Source organism: Acidovorax sp. SUPP2539 (assembly GCF_030158975.1).
Taxonomy (GTDB): Bacteria; Pseudomonadota; Gammaproteobacteria; order Burkholderiales; family Burkholderiaceae_C; genus Paracidovorax.
Genome location: NZ_BQXJ01000001.1, coordinates 1,036,875 through 1,053,693, shown reverse-complemented (window position 1 = coordinate 1,053,693; position 16,819 = coordinate 1,036,875). Strand labels below are relative to the sequence as shown.

At 68.5% G+C, this 16,819-nt stretch carries 14 protein-coding genes; 11 read left to right on the top strand and 3 right to left on the bottom strand.

Annotation, left to right across the window (positions count from 1 at the left end; genetic code table 11):
• Position 1 precedes the first annotated feature (1 nt).
• Complete coding sequence (locus AVTE2539_RS04750; RefSeq protein ID WP_284408537.1) at positions 2–1,048, bottom strand: putative 2-aminoethylphosphonate ABC transporter substrate-binding protein; 1,047 nt, start codon at positions 1,046–1,048, stop codon at positions 2–4.
• 158 nt (positions 1,049–1,206) lie between these two features.
• Between AVTE2539_RS04750 and AVTE2539_RS04745 the strand changes: the two genes are divergently transcribed.
• From AVTE2539_RS04745 to AVTE2539_RS04725, 5 genes are all read left to right on the top strand, one after another.
• Entirely contained in the window at positions 1,207–1,953 is a 747-nt protein-coding gene (locus tag AVTE2539_RS04745; RefSeq protein ID WP_284394787.1) for a phosphonate utilization associated transcriptional regulator, read from the top strand.
• Between the two features lie 2 nt (positions 1,954–1,955).
• Positions 1,956–2,522: a phosphonate degradation HD-domain oxygenase gene (locus AVTE2539_RS04740; RefSeq protein WP_284408536.1), complete on the top strand. Its 567-nt coding sequence runs from the start codon at positions 1,956–1,958 to the stop codon at positions 2,520–2,522.
• Between the two features lie 132 nt (positions 2,523–2,654).
• Complete coding sequence (locus AVTE2539_RS04735; RefSeq protein ID WP_284394789.1) at positions 2,655–3,260, top strand: DUF4337 domain-containing protein; 606 nt, start codon at positions 2,655–2,657, stop codon at positions 3,258–3,260.
• Between the two features lie 41 nt (positions 3,261–3,301).
• Entirely contained in the window at positions 3,302–3,790 is a 489-nt protein-coding gene (locus tag AVTE2539_RS04730) for a dihydrofolate reductase (RefSeq protein ID WP_284408535.1), read from the top strand.
• Between the two features lie 197 nt (positions 3,791–3,987).
• Positions 3,988–4,455: an Lrp/AsnC family transcriptional regulator gene (locus tag AVTE2539_RS04725; protein ID WP_272564333.1), complete on the top strand. Its 468-nt coding sequence runs from the start codon at positions 3,988–3,990 to the stop codon at positions 4,453–4,455.
• 150 nt (positions 4,456–4,605) lie between these two features.
• On the opposite strand, the gene AVTE2539_RS04720 is transcribed toward AVTE2539_RS04725, so the two are convergent.
• Positions 4,606–6,858 (bottom strand): aminotransferase class V-fold PLP-dependent enzyme, encoded by a 2,253-nt coding sequence (locus AVTE2539_RS04720; RefSeq protein ID WP_284408534.1) that lies wholly within the window; start codon positions 6,856–6,858, stop codon positions 4,606–4,608.
• A gap of 39 nt (positions 6,859–6,897) precedes the next feature.
• Between AVTE2539_RS04720 and AVTE2539_RS04715 the strand changes: the two genes are divergently transcribed.
• The gene (locus tag AVTE2539_RS04715; protein ID WP_284408533.1) at positions 6,898–7,092 is read left to right on the top strand and encodes a hypothetical protein; all 195 of its coding nucleotides are present in this window, start codon (positions 6,898–6,900) and stop codon (positions 7,090–7,092) included.
• Between the two features lie 216 nt (positions 7,093–7,308).
• Positions 7,309–9,891 carry a DNA mismatch repair protein MutS gene (gene mutS, locus AVTE2539_RS04710; RefSeq protein WP_284409424.1) on the top strand — a complete coding sequence of 861 codons (2,583 nt, stop codon included), beginning with the start codon at positions 7,309–7,311 and terminating at the stop codon, positions 9,889–9,891.
• A gap of 33 nt (positions 9,892–9,924) precedes the next feature.
• Here the strand turns inward: mutS and AVTE2539_RS04705 are convergent, their stop codons facing one another.
• On the bottom strand, positions 9,925–10,941 hold the full coding sequence (locus AVTE2539_RS04705; protein ID WP_284408532.1) for a cysteine dioxygenase: 1,017 nt from the start codon (positions 10,939–10,941) through the stop codon (positions 9,925–9,927).
• Positions 10,942–11,223: 282 nt separating this feature from the next.
• On the opposite strand from AVTE2539_RS04705, the gene AVTE2539_RS04700 reads away from it, so the two are divergent.
• From AVTE2539_RS04700 to AVTE2539_RS04685, 4 genes are all read left to right on the top strand, one after another.
• On the top strand, positions 11,224–12,051 hold the full coding sequence (locus AVTE2539_RS04700) for a proteasome-type protease (RefSeq protein ID WP_284394794.1): 828 nt from the start codon (positions 11,224–11,226) through the stop codon (positions 12,049–12,051).
• A gap of 48 nt (positions 12,052–12,099) precedes the next feature.
• Entirely contained in the window at positions 12,100–12,915 is an 816-nt protein-coding gene (locus AVTE2539_RS04695; protein ID WP_284408531.1) for an alpha/beta fold hydrolase, read from the top strand.
• A 459-nt stretch (positions 12,916–13,374) separates the two neighbouring features.
• Entirely contained in the window at positions 13,375–15,171 is a 1,797-nt protein-coding gene (locus AVTE2539_RS04690; protein WP_284408530.1) for a diguanylate cyclase, read from the top strand.
• 85 nt (positions 15,172–15,256) lie between these two features.
• Positions 15,257–16,741, top strand: a complete 1,485-nt coding sequence (locus tag AVTE2539_RS04685) for an FAD-binding oxidoreductase (RefSeq protein ID WP_272564340.1) — start codon at positions 15,257–15,259, stop codon at positions 16,739–16,741.
• The last annotated feature ends 78 nt before the right edge of the window (positions 16,742–16,819 follow it).

Below are 16,819 nucleotides of genomic sequence, written 5' to 3'. Positions count from 1 at the left end.
TTTACTTCTTCGCTTCGCTCTTGCTGTCGTAGCGCCGGGACCATTCGGCCAGCGTGGCCTCGCGGCTGGCGGCGGCCTGGTCGAAGTCGAGCCGGATCAGGCGCGCTTCATAGTCGTCAGGAATGCCGGCCAGCTTGGGCGCGATGCCCGGCTGGGCGGTGATGGCGAAGTTCTTGCCGTAGAGCTTCATGGCATCTTTCGACGACGCCCAGTCGGCCAGCTTCTTGGCCGCGTCCAGCTTCTTGGTGCCCTTGTAGATGGCGAAGCCTTCCAGGTCCCAGCCCAGGCCTTCCTTGGGGAACACCAGCTCGATCGGCGCGCCCTTGGCCTTGTTGGTGTGGCCGCGGTATTCGAAGGAGATGCCCGCGACGTACTCGCCGGAGGCGGCCATGTTGCAGGGCTTGGAGCCGGAGTGCGTGTACTGGCCGATGTTCTCGTGCAGCGCGTCCATGTACTTCCAGCCGCCGCCCTTGCCGCCCTCGTCGCCCCACATCTGCAGCCAGGACACCACGTCCAGGTAGCCGGTGCCGGAGGACGCCGGATTGGGCATCACCACCTGGCCCTTGAACTCGGGCCGGGTCAGGTCCTTCCAGGTCGTGGGCAGGGGAATGTTGCGCTTCTTGGCTTCCACGGTGTTGAAGCACACGGTGGCGCCGAACACGTCCATGCCGAACCATGCGGGCGGGTTCTTCTTGTCGCGGTAGGCCGGCATGATCGCGTCGATGTTCAGCGGCGCGTAGGGCTCCAGCATGCCGTTGCGGTCGAACAGCGCCAGGCTGGTGGCCGCCACACCCATCACGACGTCCGCCTGCGGGTTGGCTTTCTCGGCCAGCAGCTTGGCGGTGATGACGCCCGTGGAGTCGCGCACCCACTTGATCTCGATGTCCGGGTTCACCGCATTGAACGCTTCCTGGTAGGCCTTGAGCTGGTCGGTCTCCAGCGCGGTATAGACGATCAGTTGCTGCTTTTGCGCGAAGGCCGAGCCGGCCGCAACGGCCAGGAACAGTCCGAGAATTGCCGCGGAAAGCGGCCGTGGGGTGCGTTGCATGGAAATGCTCCAGGGGTTGAACGGGTGGAACTTTGGTGCCCGCCCGTGTCATCCTCATGACATTCTTGCCAAGCAAAATGAGGGCCATGTTGGGCCGATTGTTTTTTGTAGATCGTAGACAATCTGCAAAACAAACCTTTTTTTGGAGAACCGATTCCATGGCCGTCCAGAGCCCCGCGAACGCCGCCATCGCACAGCTTCAGGGCAACTCGCTCGCCGGCCTCGTGCAAAACGAGATCGAGCGCATGATCCTGGCCTCCGAGCTCCAGCCCGGGGAGAAGCTGACCGAATCCACCCTGGCCACCCGCCTGGGCGTGTCGCGTGGCCCGGTGCGCGAGGCGTTCCGCATGCTCGACGAGGCCGGCCTGGTGCGCACCGAGAAAAACCGCGGCGTCTTCGTGCGCGACATCGCGCTGGACGAGGCCCTGGAGATCTTCGAGCTGCGCGCGGTGATGGAGATGTACATCGGCCGCAAGCTGGCCGAAACCTGTACCGCCGCCCAGACGAAAGCGCTGCGCCAATGGGTCGATGCCATGGACGCGGCCACCAAGGCCGGCAACGCGCAGGACTTCCACCGCTTCAACCTGGAGTTCCACGACGCACTGCTGCAGCTGGCCGGCAACGCCAAGTTCACCGCCCATTACCGGCGCCTCATCAAGGAGTTGTCGCTGATCCGGCGCCGCAACCTCACCGTCGAATCCATGGCGGTGTACACCCGCGAGCACCGGCAGATCGTCAAGGCGATCGCGGCGCGCAATGCCGAGGCCGCGGGCCAGGCGATGTTCGACCACGTGATGAACAGCCGCGAACGCACCCTGCAGAACTACCGCCCCGCGCCAGAAGCACCCCTTGCCGCGCCGGCCCCGGCGCGCCGGCGCACCACGCGCACCACCGCCGAGGCCTGACCATGCCGCTGGCCTTCGACGACATCGCCCCGCTGTTCGAGCGCCATGGCGGCACGCAGTACAGCGGCGAGCCAGTCACGCAGACCGCGCACGCGCTGCAGACCGCCTGGCTGGCGCAACAGGCGGGCGCGGACGACGAACTCGTCACCGCGGCGCTGCTGCACGACCTGGGCCACCTGCTGCAGGACCATGGCGACACCCCCACCGCGCACGGCATCGACGACCTGCACCAGTTCTGCGCCCTGCCCTTTCTGCGCGGCCTGTTCGGGGACCGTGTGCTCGACGCCATCCGCTGGCACGTGGACGCCAAGCGCTATCTGTGCGCCACCCGGCCGCATTACCGGTCGGCGCTGTCGGCCGACTCGCAGCGCAGCCTGGTGCTGCAGGGCGGTGTGTTCGGCGCGCAGGAGGCCCGGGCCTTCATCGGCCGCCCGCACGCCGAAGAGGCCGTGCGCCTGCGGCTGTGGGACGACCAGGCCAAGGTCGAGGGCCTGGCCACGCCGGGGCTGGCGCACTTCCTGGGCATCGCGGCGCGGTGCCGCCTGCCGCGGCCTGCGGGACCGGCCTGAGGGCTGCGGCCCCGGTAGGTCACCGACACACTCTAAGATACCGCCCCGTTGCCAACCCTTGGACGGGACGGCGCCTTCGGGCTCCGCCCCGTCTGTCCCGTCCCACCCGACGCCTTCCACCATCCACTCCCTATGTCTTCCGGCGGATTTCACGTACACGGCCCCCACGACCATGCGGTCGAACATGCCAGCCAGGGCCACGGCCCCCACGAGGCCCACGCGCACGAGGGCGGCGGATCGTCCACCAGCAAGATCGCCATGTTCACCGCGATCGTGGCGACGGTGGGCGCCATCTTTTCCTACATGGGCGGGGCCACGCAGGCCAATGCCGGGCTGCTGAAGAACGACGCGGCCATCCGCAAGACGGAGGCCTCCAACCAGTGGAATTACTTCCAGTCCAAGAGCACCAAGCAGTCGCTGACCGAAATGGCCCGCGACCTGGCGCCCGAGGACCGCAAGGGCAGCTACCAGACCAAGCTGGACCGCTACGAGACCGAGAAGAACGAGATCAAGACGCAGGCCGAGAAGCTGGAACGCGAGTCGCTCGACTTCGACCACCAGAGCGAGGCGCAGATGCACCAGCACCACCGCTGGGCCCAGGCCACCACCGCGCTGCAGGTGGCCATCGCCCTGGCGGCCATCGCGCTGCTCACGCGCAAGAAGTGGCTGGAATACGGCATGTACGGCGTGGCCGCCATCGGCCTGGGCGTCGGCACCATGGCGTTCCTGCATTTCTGAGCGCGGCTCCCCCTCTTCCCGTCTTTGCGAAAGCCCCTTCCATGGCCCTGCACCTGATTTATGCGCGCGCCGCCAACGGCGTGATCGGCAAGGACGGCACCATGCCCTGGCACCTGCCCGAAGACCTGGCGCACTTTCGCCGGCTGACGAACGGCTGCCCCGTGGTGATGGGCCGCAAGACCTGGGATTCGCTGCCACCGCGCTTTCGGCCGCTGCCGGGACGCGCCAACATCGTGGTGACGCGCCAGCCGGATTGGCAGGCCGAAGGCGCCCGCCGCGCCGCGGGCCTGCCCGAGGCCCTTCGGATGGCCGAGGCCGAGGGCCCCACCACCTGGGTGATCGGCGGCGCGCAGCTGTACGCGCAGGCCCTGCCGCTGGCCATGCGCATCGAGGCCACCGAGATCGGGCAGGCGTTCGAGGGCGACGCCTACGCGCCCGAGCCGGGCCCCGAATGGGTGGAAACCGCCCGCGAAAGCCACCAGAGCGCGGCCGGCCTGCCTTACACTTTTCTGACGCTTGAGCGGCGCTGAAAAACCCCGCCCCTCTGAAAGGGCTAAGTACGGCCGGGGTTCGAGGGGTGCGTCCGGGCCCTTAAGGCACGCGGTGACCGCTGAGCCGATGCAGAATCCGCGTGGCGGAATCGAAGGCGCCTTGTCCGGCCCCGATGCCACCGTTCGCCGCCCCAGGCGAGCCCCCTCCTTCCTACGAACCTCCAGCCGAGCCCACTGTGAAACTAGACGCCATTGACCAAAAGATACTGGATCTGTTGCAGGAAGACGCCGACCAGCAAGGGGCCGAGATCGCCGCCAAGGTGGGGCTGTCGACCACGCCGTGCTGGCGCCGGGTGCAGCGGCTCAAGGAGAGCGGCGTCATCAAGAAGAGCGTGGCGCTGGTCGATGCGCAGAAGGTCAACGTCGGCGTGACGGTGTTCGTTTCGGTGCGCACCAGCACCCACACGCAGGAGTGGTTCGACAAGTTCAAGGCCACCATCCAGGTCATGCCGGAGGTCGTCGAGTTCTACCGCATGAGCGGCGAGATCGACTACCTGCTGCGCGTGGTGGTGCCCGACATCGCGGCCTACGACCGGGTCTACAAGAAGCTGATCGCCAGCAACCACCTGTGCGACATCAGCTCCAGCTTCGCGATGGAAGAGATCAAGTTCACCACGGCGCTGCCGCTCAATTACGCGCGGTAGGCATCTGCGGCCGTTGGGCCGCAGGCACACCCGTTCGCCATCTGGCCGCACCCGACATTTGCTATATTTTTAATAGCATAATGCCCTAGTACTGATTGTGCTGGAGGCCTTTTTTCCCCATGCCTGCGCACCGGCCAGGCGCACCGCCCGTCAACTGCGCCACAGCGCCATGCCGCCCGCCAGGCTCCAGGCCCGGGCGTGGCCCAGCCGGCGCAGCGCCTTGGCGGCCTGCGCGCTGCGGTTGCCGCTGCGGCAAAAGAACAGGACGGGCGTGTCGGGCGACAGGGCCAGCCAGTCGGGCAGCGCGTTCACCAGGGCCGACAGCGGCACGGCCTGGCGCTGCACGGGTGCCCCCAGGTCGGGCGCCCGGCCCAGGCGCTGCTCGTAGGGCTCGCGCACGTCCACCAGCAGCAGGGCGGGCTGCGGGGCCTGCAGCATCGCCTGCAGCGCGGCGGGCGCCATGTCGCTGCCCGCGGCGGATGCGCACGGCGAGTCCACGCGCACGCCGCACAGCATGGGCTGGCCGCTGGCCTCCTGCGGTGCCATGCCCTGCTCCAGCCGCGCCTTGGCCTGTGCGAAACCCGCGGCGTCCAGGCGCCCGTCGAGCACCTGCGCCAGCAGCGGCTGAGCGGCGCATTCCGTGGCGAGCGTGGTGGCGAAGCGGTGGTCTTCATCGTGCGCGGGCAGCAGCAGCGTCCGGGTGCCCAGGCGTTGCGCCATGCGATGCAGCGACGGCCCGAAGGCGAGCGGCGCGCTCTGCCCGAAATCGCTGCGTCCCAGCGCGCCGGGCATGACGGTGTCGCCCACGAACGCCAGGCGCAGGCCCTGCGCGCCGTGCAGCAGATAGGCCGTGGCATCTTCGGTGTGGCCCGGCGTGGTCAGGCGGGTGAGGTGCAGCGCGCCCAGGTCGATCCGCTCGGCAGGCTGTGGCCAGCCCAGGGCGTCCACGGCCTCGTCCGCGGCCGGGTGGCCGATCAGGGCGGCACGCAGCGCAGCGGCGGATGAGGCGTGGTCGCCATGGCTGTGGGTGTCCAGCACCGCCGCCAGCGTGTAGCCCTGGCAGCGCACCAGCTGGGCCAGCCGCTCGGTCAGCTCGGGCAGCGGATCGATCACGGCGCAGCGGCGGCTGGCGGCATCGGCCACCAGGTAGCAGCACGCGCCATCGACCACGAAGCGGGTCACGCCTTCGACGGGCAGCGCGGCCGGTTGCGCCGGGCCCAGGCAGCTGGCACGCAGCGATTCGCCGCACGCGCGGATGCGGGCGCAGGCCTCGCCGATGAAGGCGGCATCCGCGGCCGGGCCGAACGACAGCCGCACGGCCGAGTCCGCCTGCCACGCCGGCAACTGCATGGCCTGCAGCACGTGGCTGGGCTGGGCCTTGGCCGCGCTGCAGGCCGAGCCGCCGCTGACACGCACGCCCGCGGCGTCGAACAGGTCCAGCAACAGCCGGGAGCCCACGCCCGGCACCGAGAAATTGAGCGTGGTGGGCAGGCAAAGCCCGGGCGGCGCGTTGAAGACGAGGCCGGGGAAGGCCGCCTCCAGCGCCGCGCCCAGTTGCGCGCGGTAGCCCGCCAGCACCTGCGGGGGCTGGAACGTGGTGCCACCCTCCAGCGCCGCCAGCACCGCACCCAGGGCAGCGATGCCCGCCATGTTCTCGGTGCCCGAGCGCAGGGCGCCCTCCTGCCCGCCGCCGGCCATCATGGGCGTGAACGGCGCGCCCTCGCGCACGTACAGCAGGCCGATGCCCTTGGGCGCATAGAGCTTGTGGCCGGAGAACGTGGCGTAGTCGATGGGGTGGTCGGCCAGCTGCAGCGCCATCTTGCCCAGGGCCTGCACGCTGTCCACGAGCCACAGCGCGCCGCTGCCCGCCATCGCCTGCGCGATGCCCGCCAGATCGCTGACCACGCCGGTCTCGTTGTTGGCAGCCATGGTGCACACCAGCGCGGCGCGCGGCGCATGGGCGCGCAGCCAGTCGAGGTCGTGCCGACCATCGCGTGCCACGGGGATGGGCAGCACCTGCAGGCCGAGCTGCAGCAGCGTGTTCCAGTGCTTGAGGGCCTCGGGCACCGCCTTGTGCTCGGTCGCGCCGTACAGCAGCAGTTGTTGCGGCCCCGCGGCGCCGTCGCCGCCTGCGGTGCGCTGCCTGCGCACATGGTTGAGGGCCGACAGCACTGCGGTCTGGATGCCCTCGGTCGCGCCGCTCACGAACATCAGCTGGCCCGAAGGCGCACCGACCACCCGGCGGGCCCGGGCCCGCACCGCATCCATCAGCGCGCGGGCCTTGAGGCCGGTGCTGTGCGTGCTGCTGGGGTTGCCGTAGTCGTCCGCCATCGCGGCCAGGGCGGCATCGCGGGCGGCGGGCAGGACGGGCGTGGTGGCGTTGGCGTCGAGGTAGATTTCCATGGCGTTGCTTGATTTCCGTTGATCCGGGTAACAGCAACCATGTTAGTGAGCCATATTGAGAATATTTTTCTTATTTTCTGGCTTTATTTGAAATCAGCATCCATCCACCCACGCTTTGGCAAGGCCCGGGGCACGGCGGCGGCTGCCAGCCAAAGCACCGCCGATCCGATGGGTCGGCCCGCTTCCACCAGAGCGCTCGTCCACAATAGCGGGTTCGCCGCGGCCGGCCGCTGACCGAGCGGGTGCCGCGATGCCACCCCGCAGGGGATTGCAGCAGCGAGCGGCCGTCGCGCGCTCCGCGATCCCGGTGAAGTCGAGAGAACCCAGAACATGCAGCAGCCGGCAGAAAACGCCCCCATCACCGCATCGCCATCCGCAGCGCCAGCCGACCCTGGCACGCCCGCGCCCACCGCGCCGCATCTGGGCAGCGACTTCTCGCACCACACCCCCATGATGCAGCAGTACCTGGCCCTGAAAGCCGCGTACCCCGACACGCTCGTCTTCTACCGCATGGGCGATTTCTACGAGGTGTTCTTCGCCGATGCCGAGAAGGCCGCGCGGCTGCTGGACATCACGCTCACGCAGCGCGGTCAGTCCGGCGGGCAGCCGGTGGTGATGGCCGGCGTGCCCTTCCACGCGCTGGAGAACTACCTGGGCCGGCTCATCAAGATGGGCGAGTCGGTGGCCATCTGCGAGCAGGTGGGCGAAGTGGGCGCGAGCAAGGGCCCGGTGGAGCGCAAGGTGGTGCGCGTGGTCACGCCGGGCACGCTCACCGACAGCGAACTGCTTTCCGACAAGGCCGAATCGCTGCTGCTGTCGGTGCACCAGGGCCCCCGCGCGCGTTGCGGCCTGGCGTGGCTCAGCGTCACGCAGGGGCTGGTGCACCTGGCCGAATGCACGCACGACGAGGTCGGCGCCTGGATCGCGCGCATAGGCCCGAGCGAGGTCATCTACAGCGCGGGCGTGACCGAGCGCTTCGAGCAGCAGTTGAAGGCGCTGCGCCAGAACGGCACCTTCGCCTGCCCCTTGAGCCTGCGGCCGGACTGGCAGTTCGATGCCGCGTTGGGCGAGCGCAAGCTGCTGGAACAACTGGGCGCGGCCAGCCTTGCCGCCTGGAGCGCGCAGGACCTGGCCCAGGCCCACGCCGCCGCCGCGGCGCTGCTGGCCTATGCCGAGCACACGCAGGGCCGATCGCTCACCCACGTGCACGGCGTGCGCGTGCAGCAGAGCGACGAGCTGATCGCCCTGCCCCTGGCCACGCGCCGCAACCTGGAACTGACGCGCACGCTGCGCGGCGAAGACGCGCCCACCCTCTTTTCGCTGCTGGACACCTGCATGACCGGCATGGGCAGCCGCCTGCTCAAGACCTGGCTGCTGGAGCCGCGGCGCGACCGCACCGAGGCCCGCCAGCGCCTGTCGGCCACTGCGGCGCTGCGCGGCACGGCCTCGGGCACCGGCGCGTGGCAGGCGCTGCGCGGCGAGCTGCGCGGCGTGAGCGACGTGGAACGCATCACGGCCCGCATCGCGCTGCGGCAGGTGCGCCCGCGCGAGTTGCTGGGCCTGTGCAAGACGCTACAAAAAGCAGAGCAGCTTGCCGGGGCATTCCATGCTTCGGAGCCGTTTTTGGCCCAGATCTTCGACCACCTGCGTCCGCCGGTCGATTGCGGCGAACTGCTGCGCGCGGCCATCCATGAAGAGCCGGCGGCGCTGGTGCGCGACGGCGGCGTGATCGCCCCGGGCTTCGACGCCGAGCTGGACGAGCTGCGCGGCATCCAGACGCACTGCGACACCTTCCTGCTCGACCTGGAGACGCGCGAGCGGGCCCGCACCGGCATCGCCAACCTGCGCGTGCAGTTCAACAAGGTGCACGGCTTCTACATCGAGGTGACCAGCAGCCACCTGGACCGCGTGCCGCACGACTACCGCCGCCGCCAGACGCTCAAGAACGCCGAGCGCTTCATCACGCCGGAACTCAAGACCTTCGAGGACAAGGCGCTGTCGGCGCAGGAGCGCGGCCTGGCGCGCGAGAAATGGCTGTACGAGCAGCTGCTGGACCGGCTGCAGCCGCATGTGCCCGCCCTCACCCGGCTGGCCCATGCGCTCGCCACGCTGGACGTGCTGTGCACGCTGGCCGAGCGCTCGCTCACGCTCCACTGGTGCGCGCCGCAGTTCGCGCCCGAGCCCTGCATCGAGATCGAGGGCGGGCGCCACCCGGTGGTGGAGGCGCGGCTGGCCGAGACCTCGTCCGGCAGCTTCATCGCCAACCACACGCGGTTGAATGCCAACACCCGCATGCAGGTCATCACCGGGCCCAACATGGGCGGTAAATCGACCTATATGCGGCAGGTGGCGCTGATCGTGCTGCTGGCCAGCATGGGCAGCCACGTGCCGGCCACGTCGTGCCGCCTGGGGCCCATCGATGCGATCCACACGCGCATCGGCGCGGCCGACGACCTGGCCAACGCGCAATCGACCTTCATGCTGGAGATGACCGAGGCCGCGCAGATCCTGCATTCGGCCACGCCGCACAGCCTGGTGCTGATGGACGAGATCGGGCGTGGCACGAGCACCTTTGACGGCCTGGCGCTGGCCAGCGGCATCGCCACGCACCTGCACGACCGGACCAAGGCGTTCACGCTGTTCGCCACCCACTACTTCGAACTGACCGAGTTGTCTGCGCGCCACCAGCACGCGGTGAACGTGCACGTGGGCGCGACCGAATCGGGCTCGAGCATCGTTTTCCTGCACGAGATCCAGCCGGGGCCGGCCAGCCGCAGCTACGGCATCCACGTGGCCCGCCTGGCGGGCGTGCCGGGCCCGGTGCTGAACCATGCGCGCCACACGCTGGCCGCGCTGGAGCAGCGGGCCGGCGAGGGCGAAACGCAGGTGGACCTGTTCGCCGAGCCGCCCGAGGCCGAGGGGCCGCTGGTGAGCCCGGCGGAAGCGGCGCTGGCCGAACTGCAGCCCGACACCCTGAGCCCGCGCGAGGCGCTGGACGCGCTCTACCAGCTCAAGCGGCTGGTGCAGGGTTAGCCAGGCCGCGCAGGCGGCCGACCCCGGGAGAGCCTACTCGGCCGGAGCCACGGCGGGCTTGGGTGCCTTGGGCGTGCGCTCGAACTTGGTCTTGGCCGCGATCTGCTGGCCTTCGGACAGGCCGTCCATGTCGCGGTACAGGTGCACCGACAGAGCGATGTCGCCGGACTTGTTCTTGAGGCTGTGGGGCACGCCCAGCTCGTCAGGCCCGAAGCCAGCCCACGATCCCTGCGGCCGCGCATTTTTGTCGGTCTTGTCGGCCAGCGGCGTTTTGTCTTTCGTTTCGCCGGTCGGTCGGTAGATCCGCTCCGACAAATTGCCCTTCAGGATGAAAGAAGCGCACTCGTTGGGATGGTCGTGGATGGGGGTCTTTTGCCTGGCATCGAAAGCGAACAGTTGCAGGCAGAACGACTCTCCTTCCTTCGCGTGGCTGTGCAGCAGATAGCGGCCGTACCCCGCCAACTGGGTGGCGTCCTTGGGCTGATAGATATCGGTGGACAGCTGGGCTTGCTCCAGCAGGCCCGGGAGGGCGTCCGCCACGCAATCGCGCACGTCCTTGCCGGCCGCGATCTCGGCTTGCACGGAGGCTTGCTGCAAAAACTTCTGCACGCCAGCCTCCAGGCGCTTTTGGTTGTCCGCGTGCTCGGGCAGGTTGTCTGCGGGGATGGCGGTATAGACACCCGGCAGCGCCGCTTCGCGGGCGGTGATCGTGGATTCCGCAGCGGCCACAGTGTTCAAGGGGCGCACACTTTGCAGGTGCTGAAGCCCGGTGCCGGGGCGCAGAGGGAATGCGCCCTGCGGCGACTGAAACGCAGCGCCGGACTGGAACGATGCGAGGCTGCCCCGGGTTTGCGGCGATGCGCTGCCCGAATGGGCCTTGCCCCCTCCCGCACGGGCATTCAAGCCCGGCGGCGCGAAACCCGGCCGCGATTGGCCGGCGGTGGTGGCGCCCGACGCGGCCTTTTTGGCCGCCTGGGCGGTCGGTTGTTGCGATGCCATCTGTTTGAGGAGGCGGCTGCCCGTGGAGACGAGCCTGGATGCATTGGTCATGGAAAAAACACCTTTCGAAGCGGTAAAGAAAGCGAGAACGGCGACAACTTAATCCGTCGCTTAACCCACTCGCCATTCTTCAAACCGCAAGGCGGAATCCCACCGACCATGCGAAGCAGCCGACCGGGCATGCGAATGCCTTTTCATATTGCGAAATCATCTGAAACATTGGCGACACGCCGCACCGTTTGTCCCCTGTTTCTGCCGCACCGTCTTGGGGCAAGCCCGCAGCGCAACGGCGACAACGCCTACACTCGACCCTTTGCCTCCGAAGTCACCCCCATGACGTATTGCGTCGCCATCAAGCTCAACGCCGGACTGGTTTTCCTGTCCGATTCCCGCACCAACGCGGGCCTGGACCAGATCAGCTCCTTTCGCAAGATGATGATCTACGAGAAGGCGGGCGACCGGTTCATGGTGCTGCTGTCCGCCGGCAACCTGAGCATCTCCCAGTCGGTGCGCGAGATCCTGCAGTCCGAGCAGCTCACCGACCGCGAGGGCGGCGAGCCGATGACGATCTGGAACGCCAAGAGCATGTTCGACGCCGCGCGCGTGCTGGGCGCGGCCGTGCGCCACGTGCATGAACGCGACGGCGCGGCGCTGAAACGTTCGGGCGTGGACTTCAATGTCTCGCTGGTGTTCGGCGGGCAGATCCAGGGCGAGGGCATGCGGCTCTTTCAGGTGTATTCGGCGGGCAACTTCATCGAGGCCACGTCCGAGACGCCGTACTTCCAGGTGGGCGAATCCAAATACGGCAAGCCGGTGCTCGACCGCGTGCTGACACCCGACACGCCGCTGGACGAGGCCGCCAAGTGCGCGCTGGTGTCCATGGACAGCACGCTCAAGTCCAACCTGTCGGTGGGCCTGCCGCTGGACCTGGTGGTGTATGAGGTGGGCCAGTTCGCCACCGACAAGATCGTCTGCATCGACGAGCACAACCCCTACTTCCGGATGCTGCACAACAGCTGGGGCGAGAAGCTGCGCGAGGTGTTCGACAGCATCGAAGACCCCGCATGGCATGGCGGCCTGACCGAGGTGCCGATCAAGGTCGAGCCGTCGCGCAGCCGCCCGATCAAGAAGATCACCAACCCGCGCGACAAGCTCGTCTGACGCCCCCGGCGGCACGCCACCACGGCAGCAGCCACTGACTGAAGCCCCATGCTCCCCATCGTCTTCTCGCACGCCAACAGCTTTCCGGCGGGCACCTACTCGGTGCTGTTTCGCCACCTGAAGGGCCGGGGTTTCGATGTGAACGCCCTGGACCGCTACGGGCATGCGCCCGAGTACCCGGTCACCAACAACTGGCCGCACCTGGTGCAGCAATTGGCCGACTTCGCGCAGGAGCAGGTGCAGCGCGCGGGCGGGCCGGTGTTCTTCGTGGGGCATTCGCTGGGCGGCTTCCTGAGCGTGATGGCCGCCGCACGCCACCCCGAACTGGCGCGCGGCGTGCTGATGATCGACTCGCCCCTCATCAGCGGCTGGCGCGCCAGTGCGCTGGGCATGGCCAAGCAGACACAGCTGGTGGGTGCGGTGTCGCCCGGCAAGGTCAGCCGCGCCCGGCGCAACGCGTGGGCCAGCCCCGACGAGGCGCTGGAGCATTTCCGCAAGAAGAAGGCGTTCGCGCAGTGGGACGGCGAGGTACTGCGCGACTACATCCAGCACGGCCTGCGCGAGCAGGAGGGCAGGCACATGCTGCATTTCGACCGGGCCGTGGAGACCGCCATCTACAACACCCTGCCGCACAACCTGTCGCAGCTGCTGCGAGCGCACCCGCTGCGCTGCCCTGCGGCGTTCATCGGCGGGCGCTCATCGGCTGAGGTGCGGCAGGTGGGCATGGCGATGACGCTGAGCATCACCCAGGGGCGGGTGACGGTGCTCGACGGAAGCCACCTCTTCCCAATGGAACAGCCCAAGACCACGGCCGCCGCCATCGAGGCCGCGCTGCTGAATCTCATGGCGGTCCGGACCGCCTGAGCCTCTGGCCCCCTGGTCGCACTGCGCGCGTACGGCTTCCGATCCGCGCAGCGCCAAAGTGCCGCTGAGCGAGCTCTGAGAGGCAAGCCAGAGGCTGCAACTCGTACATTCCGCGCCCGAAAGGGGCGCCATGGCCACTCTCCGCGTCATGGCCACCCGCTGCAGCAGCGGCAACCGCTTTTCGTGTGGCCAACGCACCGCATTCATCAAAAAAATGGAATCTGCGGAGAAAGTTCTCATACACTGCGGCAGCGTTACAACGTGATACAGCATGCCTTATCCCGACACAACCCGCCCCCGCTGCGCCGCTTTCGAGTCCAGCCAGGCCCCCTGCCCGCCCTGCGGCGGCCTGCGCACATGACACGTCGCCCGGCACCTCCCGGCGGGCGGTGCGCCCGCCATTCGCGCACGGTGCGCTGACGCACAAGCCACCGCGTCGCCCCCATTGCCACTGCTGCCATGCGCCTGTTCTCCCGCCTGCATCCGTGGTCTATAACCTTCCTGCGGTGCTGGCTGCGCCGCCTTCTGCCGGGGTGGGTGGTAATAGTGGCCGCATTGCTCGCCCCTGCGGCCCAGGCGGCACCACCGCTGGTGCTGCACGATGGCATGCCGCCCGCGAACCTGTGGCAAGCCTTCACGGTGCTGGCCGACCGCACCGCCGCGCTGACCGCCGAAGAAGCCCTGGCAAGCCCTGGCGCATTCGCCGCGCCGGCCCACACGGGCGGATCGCTCGGAGTGCACACGGGCGCCCTGTGGCTGCGCGCCACGCTGGTCAACCAGGCGGGGGCGAACACGGAGTGGGTCGTGAACATCGACTACCCCGCCCTGCACCAGGTGGACCTCTACCTGGCGCAGGGCGGCCGCATCGTGCAGCAGGCCGCCATGGGCAACATGCGTCCTTTCAGCCAGCGCCCCTGGCAATCACGCACCCCGGCAATGGGCCTGGAGATGGCCGGCGGAGTGCCCTACGAACTGCTGGTGCGCGTGCGCACGGGCGGCAGCATGGTCCTGCCCGCCACCGTGGCGCAGGCGCCGCAATTTCTCTCGGGCGCACTCGCCGAGCAGATGCTGCAGGGCCTGTTCGCGGGACTGGCCCTTTGCCTGCTGATCTACAGCCTGGGCCAATGGATCGGGGGGAGCGAGCGGCTCTTTCTGCACTACGCGCTGCTGGTCGCTGCCAGCACGGGCTTTTGCCTGCAACTCTTCGGGATCGGGGCGCAATACCTCTGGCGCGACCAGCTCTGGATCGAACTGCACATCGCCACCCTGTGCGGCTTCGCGGCACTGGCGACCACCTTCCTGTTCCTCGGGCAAGCCCTGCTGGAGGGTAAGGCGCGTGGCAGTTTCTTTCGTGCCATGCAGGGCGGCGCCGCGGTCAGCGCGGTGCTGGGTGCCGCCTTCCTGGTGGACGGGATCGACACGCGCACGGCCATGGTGCTGCTCACTGCCCTGGGCCCCCTGCCCTGGCTGATGAGCGTGCCGGTGGCCTGGGCCCGCGCGCGGCGCCGCGATCCGCTGGGCGCCACGCTGCTGCTGGCCGCCGCCGCGTTCTTCATCGCGGCGGCCACCATGGCCGGCCTGTCGCAAGGCCTGCTGCCGGCCAACGGCTGGACGCTGCATGCCCTGCAGATCGGCACGGTGGTGGACATGCTGCTGTTCATGCGCGTGCTGGGGCTGCGCACGGCGGCGCTGGGCCGGGCCGCGCGCGATGCCCGCCGCGAGCGCGACGCCATGCGCTCGCTCGCGCACACCGACCCGCTCACCGGCCTGGCGAACCGGCGCGGGCTCGACCTGGCGCTGGCGGCCGCGATGGCCCGGTGCACGCCGGAGCATCTGGCGGCCGTGTACATGCTCGATCTGGACGGCTTCAAGCCGGTGAACGACAGCCACGGGCACGACGTGGGCGACCAGCTGCTGGTGGCGGTGACAGCACGCCTGCACGAACACCTGCGCCACACCGACACGGTCGCCCGCATCGGCGGCGACGAGTTCGTGGTGATGGCCAACGACCTGGCCAGCCCCGAGCAGGCGCATGCGCTCGGCAACCAATTGCTCGATGCGTTTCGCACCCCCATCGTGCTGGGCGATCTCGAACTGCACGTGGGCCTGACCATCGGCTACGCCCTGGCGCCGCTGGACTCCACCGAGCCGGCCCTGTTGATCAAGCTGGCCGATGCCGCCATGTACACCGGCAAGCAGAGCGGCAAGTTCTGCGTGCGGCGCAACACCGGGGACCTGGCGCTGTTGTCCTCCTGATGCCTCGCCACCCGGTCCCCACAGCCCATCCGCCCCAAGCCCCTTTTTTCCTTCCATCGTCCAACCACCCAAGGAGCTTCACCCCATGGCCCATCGCAAGAGTCCCGCCCGCATTGCCAAGGACGCCCGCGTCGCCCACCTGAACGCACTGGCCGCCAACCAGCCCGCAGACGATCCCACGCCATGGCAGGCGCTGGCCGCGCTGGAAGACGGCCTGCTCGGGCGCATCATCGTGCCCGGCGATCCGAGATACGAAAACGACCGCCAGGAGTCCAACCCGGCCTTCCAGTCCTATCCGTGGGTCATCGTGTACTGCGCTTGCGAGACCGACGTGGCGCTGTGCCTGGCCTACGCCCGCACCTTCAACGCCTGGGTGGCCGTGCGCTCGGGCGGCCACAGCACCGCTGGCTACTCGGTCAACAGCGGCATGGTGATCGACCTCAGCCTGATGAGCGGCGTGGTGCTGGATCGCGCCCAGGCGCTCGTGCATGTGCTGCCCGGCACCCAATTCGAACAGTTCAATGCCGCGATGAACAACACCGGCTGGCACGTTCCCACCGGCGCCTGCGGCAACGTGTGCGTGGGGGGCTTCGTGCAGGGGGGCGGCTACGGCTACACCTCGCGCGCCTTCGGCATCCAGAGCGACCTGGTGGATTCGATGCGCGTGATGCTGGCCGACGGCACCACCGTGACGGCCAGCAAAACGGAGAACCCGGACCTCTTTTGGGCGCTGCGCGGCGGCACGGGGGGCAACTTCGGCGTGGTGCTGCAGGTGACCTACCGCATGGTGCCGCTCGACCAGGTGTGGGCCTGGTCCATCAGCTGGGATGCGGCGCACGCCGCGCAGGTGCTGGAGCTGTTCCAGACCAGCTACATGAAGGTGGGTGCGCCCGACACGCTCGGCTACATGATGAATCTGGGCTACCTGAACGGCAAGCCCGTGTACATGGTGCAGGGCATGTTCTGCGGTTCGCGCGAGGACGGCATGCACGCCATCGCCTCCCTGCTGGCCGTGCCGAGCGCGAAGCTGCTGGTGGACAAGACGGGCACCTACCCGGACATGAACAGCTACCTGGAGGACGAGCCCTACACGTTGCCCGACAACCTGCCCCCCCACATCTGCGAATCCAAGGCCAGCGCGTACATCGCGCAGCCGGTCACCCAGGCCCAGTGGCAGCAACTGGTGGACTATTTCAGCACCTCGCCCAACACTTGGTCGCTCGCCTACCTGGAACCCTATGGCGGCGCCATCAACCGCTACCCCGCGGCCGACAGCGCCTTCATCCACCGCCACATGGACTGCGACCTGGTGGTGGACGTGTTCTGGCGCGACGAAGAAGAGCGCGCCCACATGGAGCTGTGGCTGGCGGGCCTGATGGAACTGGTCAAGCCGTGGCTGTGCGGTGCCGTGTACCAGAACTACCCCGATGCCACGCTGGAGAACTTCGCCGACGCCTATTGGGATGCCCCCACTTACGCCAAGCTGCAGCAGGTCAAGCTGCAGTACGACCCGACGAACTTCTTCCACTACGCGCAGAGCATCGCGCTGCCGCCGCCTCCGAAAGACTGATCCGGCGCATGAAGCCGCGCATGCCACTCGCACGCAAGGACGGGCGGCATGCCGGCCAGGCCGCCGGCCGGTCAAGGC

What these genes read in the sequence shown, in the direction of transcription:
- AVTE2539_RS04735 (WP_284394789.1), top strand. Translation starts at nt 2,655, where the DNA reads ATGTCTTCCGGCGGATTTCACGTACACGGCCCCCACGACCATGCGGTC.
- AVTE2539_RS04690 (WP_284408530.1), top strand. Translation starts at nt 13,375, where the DNA reads ATGCGCCTGTTCTCCCGCCTGCATCCGTGGTCTATAACCTTCCTGCGG.
- AVTE2539_RS04730 (WP_284408535.1), top strand. Translation starts at nt 3,302, where the DNA reads ATGGCCCTGCACCTGATTTATGCGCGCGCCGCCAACGGCGTGATCGGC.
- AVTE2539_RS04685 (WP_272564340.1), top strand. Translation starts at nt 15,257, where the DNA reads ATGGCCCATCGCAAGAGTCCCGCCCGCATTGCCAAGGACGCCCGCGTC.
- AVTE2539_RS04750 (WP_284408537.1), bottom strand. Translation starts at nt 1,048, where the DNA reads ATGCAACGCACCCCACGGCCGCTTTCCGCGGCAATTCTCGGACTGTTC.
- AVTE2539_RS04700 (WP_284394794.1), top strand. Translation starts at nt 11,224, where the DNA reads ATGACGTATTGCGTCGCCATCAAGCTCAACGCCGGACTGGTTTTCCTG.
- AVTE2539_RS04745 (WP_284394787.1), top strand. Translation starts at nt 1,207, where the DNA reads ATGGCCGTCCAGAGCCCCGCGAACGCCGCCATCGCACAGCTTCAGGGC.
- AVTE2539_RS04740 (WP_284408536.1), top strand. Translation starts at nt 1,956, where the DNA reads ATGCCGCTGGCCTTCGACGACATCGCCCCGCTGTTCGAGCGCCATGGC.
- mutS (WP_284409424.1), top strand. Translation starts at nt 7,309, where the DNA reads ATGATGCAGCAGTACCTGGCCCTGAAAGCCGCGTACCCCGACACGCTC.
- AVTE2539_RS04695 (WP_284408531.1), top strand. Translation starts at nt 12,100, where the DNA reads ATGCTCCCCATCGTCTTCTCGCACGCCAACAGCTTTCCGGCGGGCACC.
- AVTE2539_RS04715 (WP_284408533.1), top strand. Translation starts at nt 6,898, where the DNA reads ATGTTAGTGAGCCATATTGAGAATATTTTTCTTATTTTCTGGCTTTAT.
- AVTE2539_RS04720 (WP_284408534.1), bottom strand. Translation starts at nt 6,858, where the DNA reads ATGGAAATCTACCTCGACGCCAACGCCACCACGCCCGTCCTGCCCGCC.
- AVTE2539_RS04705 (WP_284408532.1), bottom strand. Translation starts at nt 10,941, where the DNA reads ATGACCAATGCATCCAGGCTCGTCTCCACGGGCAGCCGCCTCCTCAAA.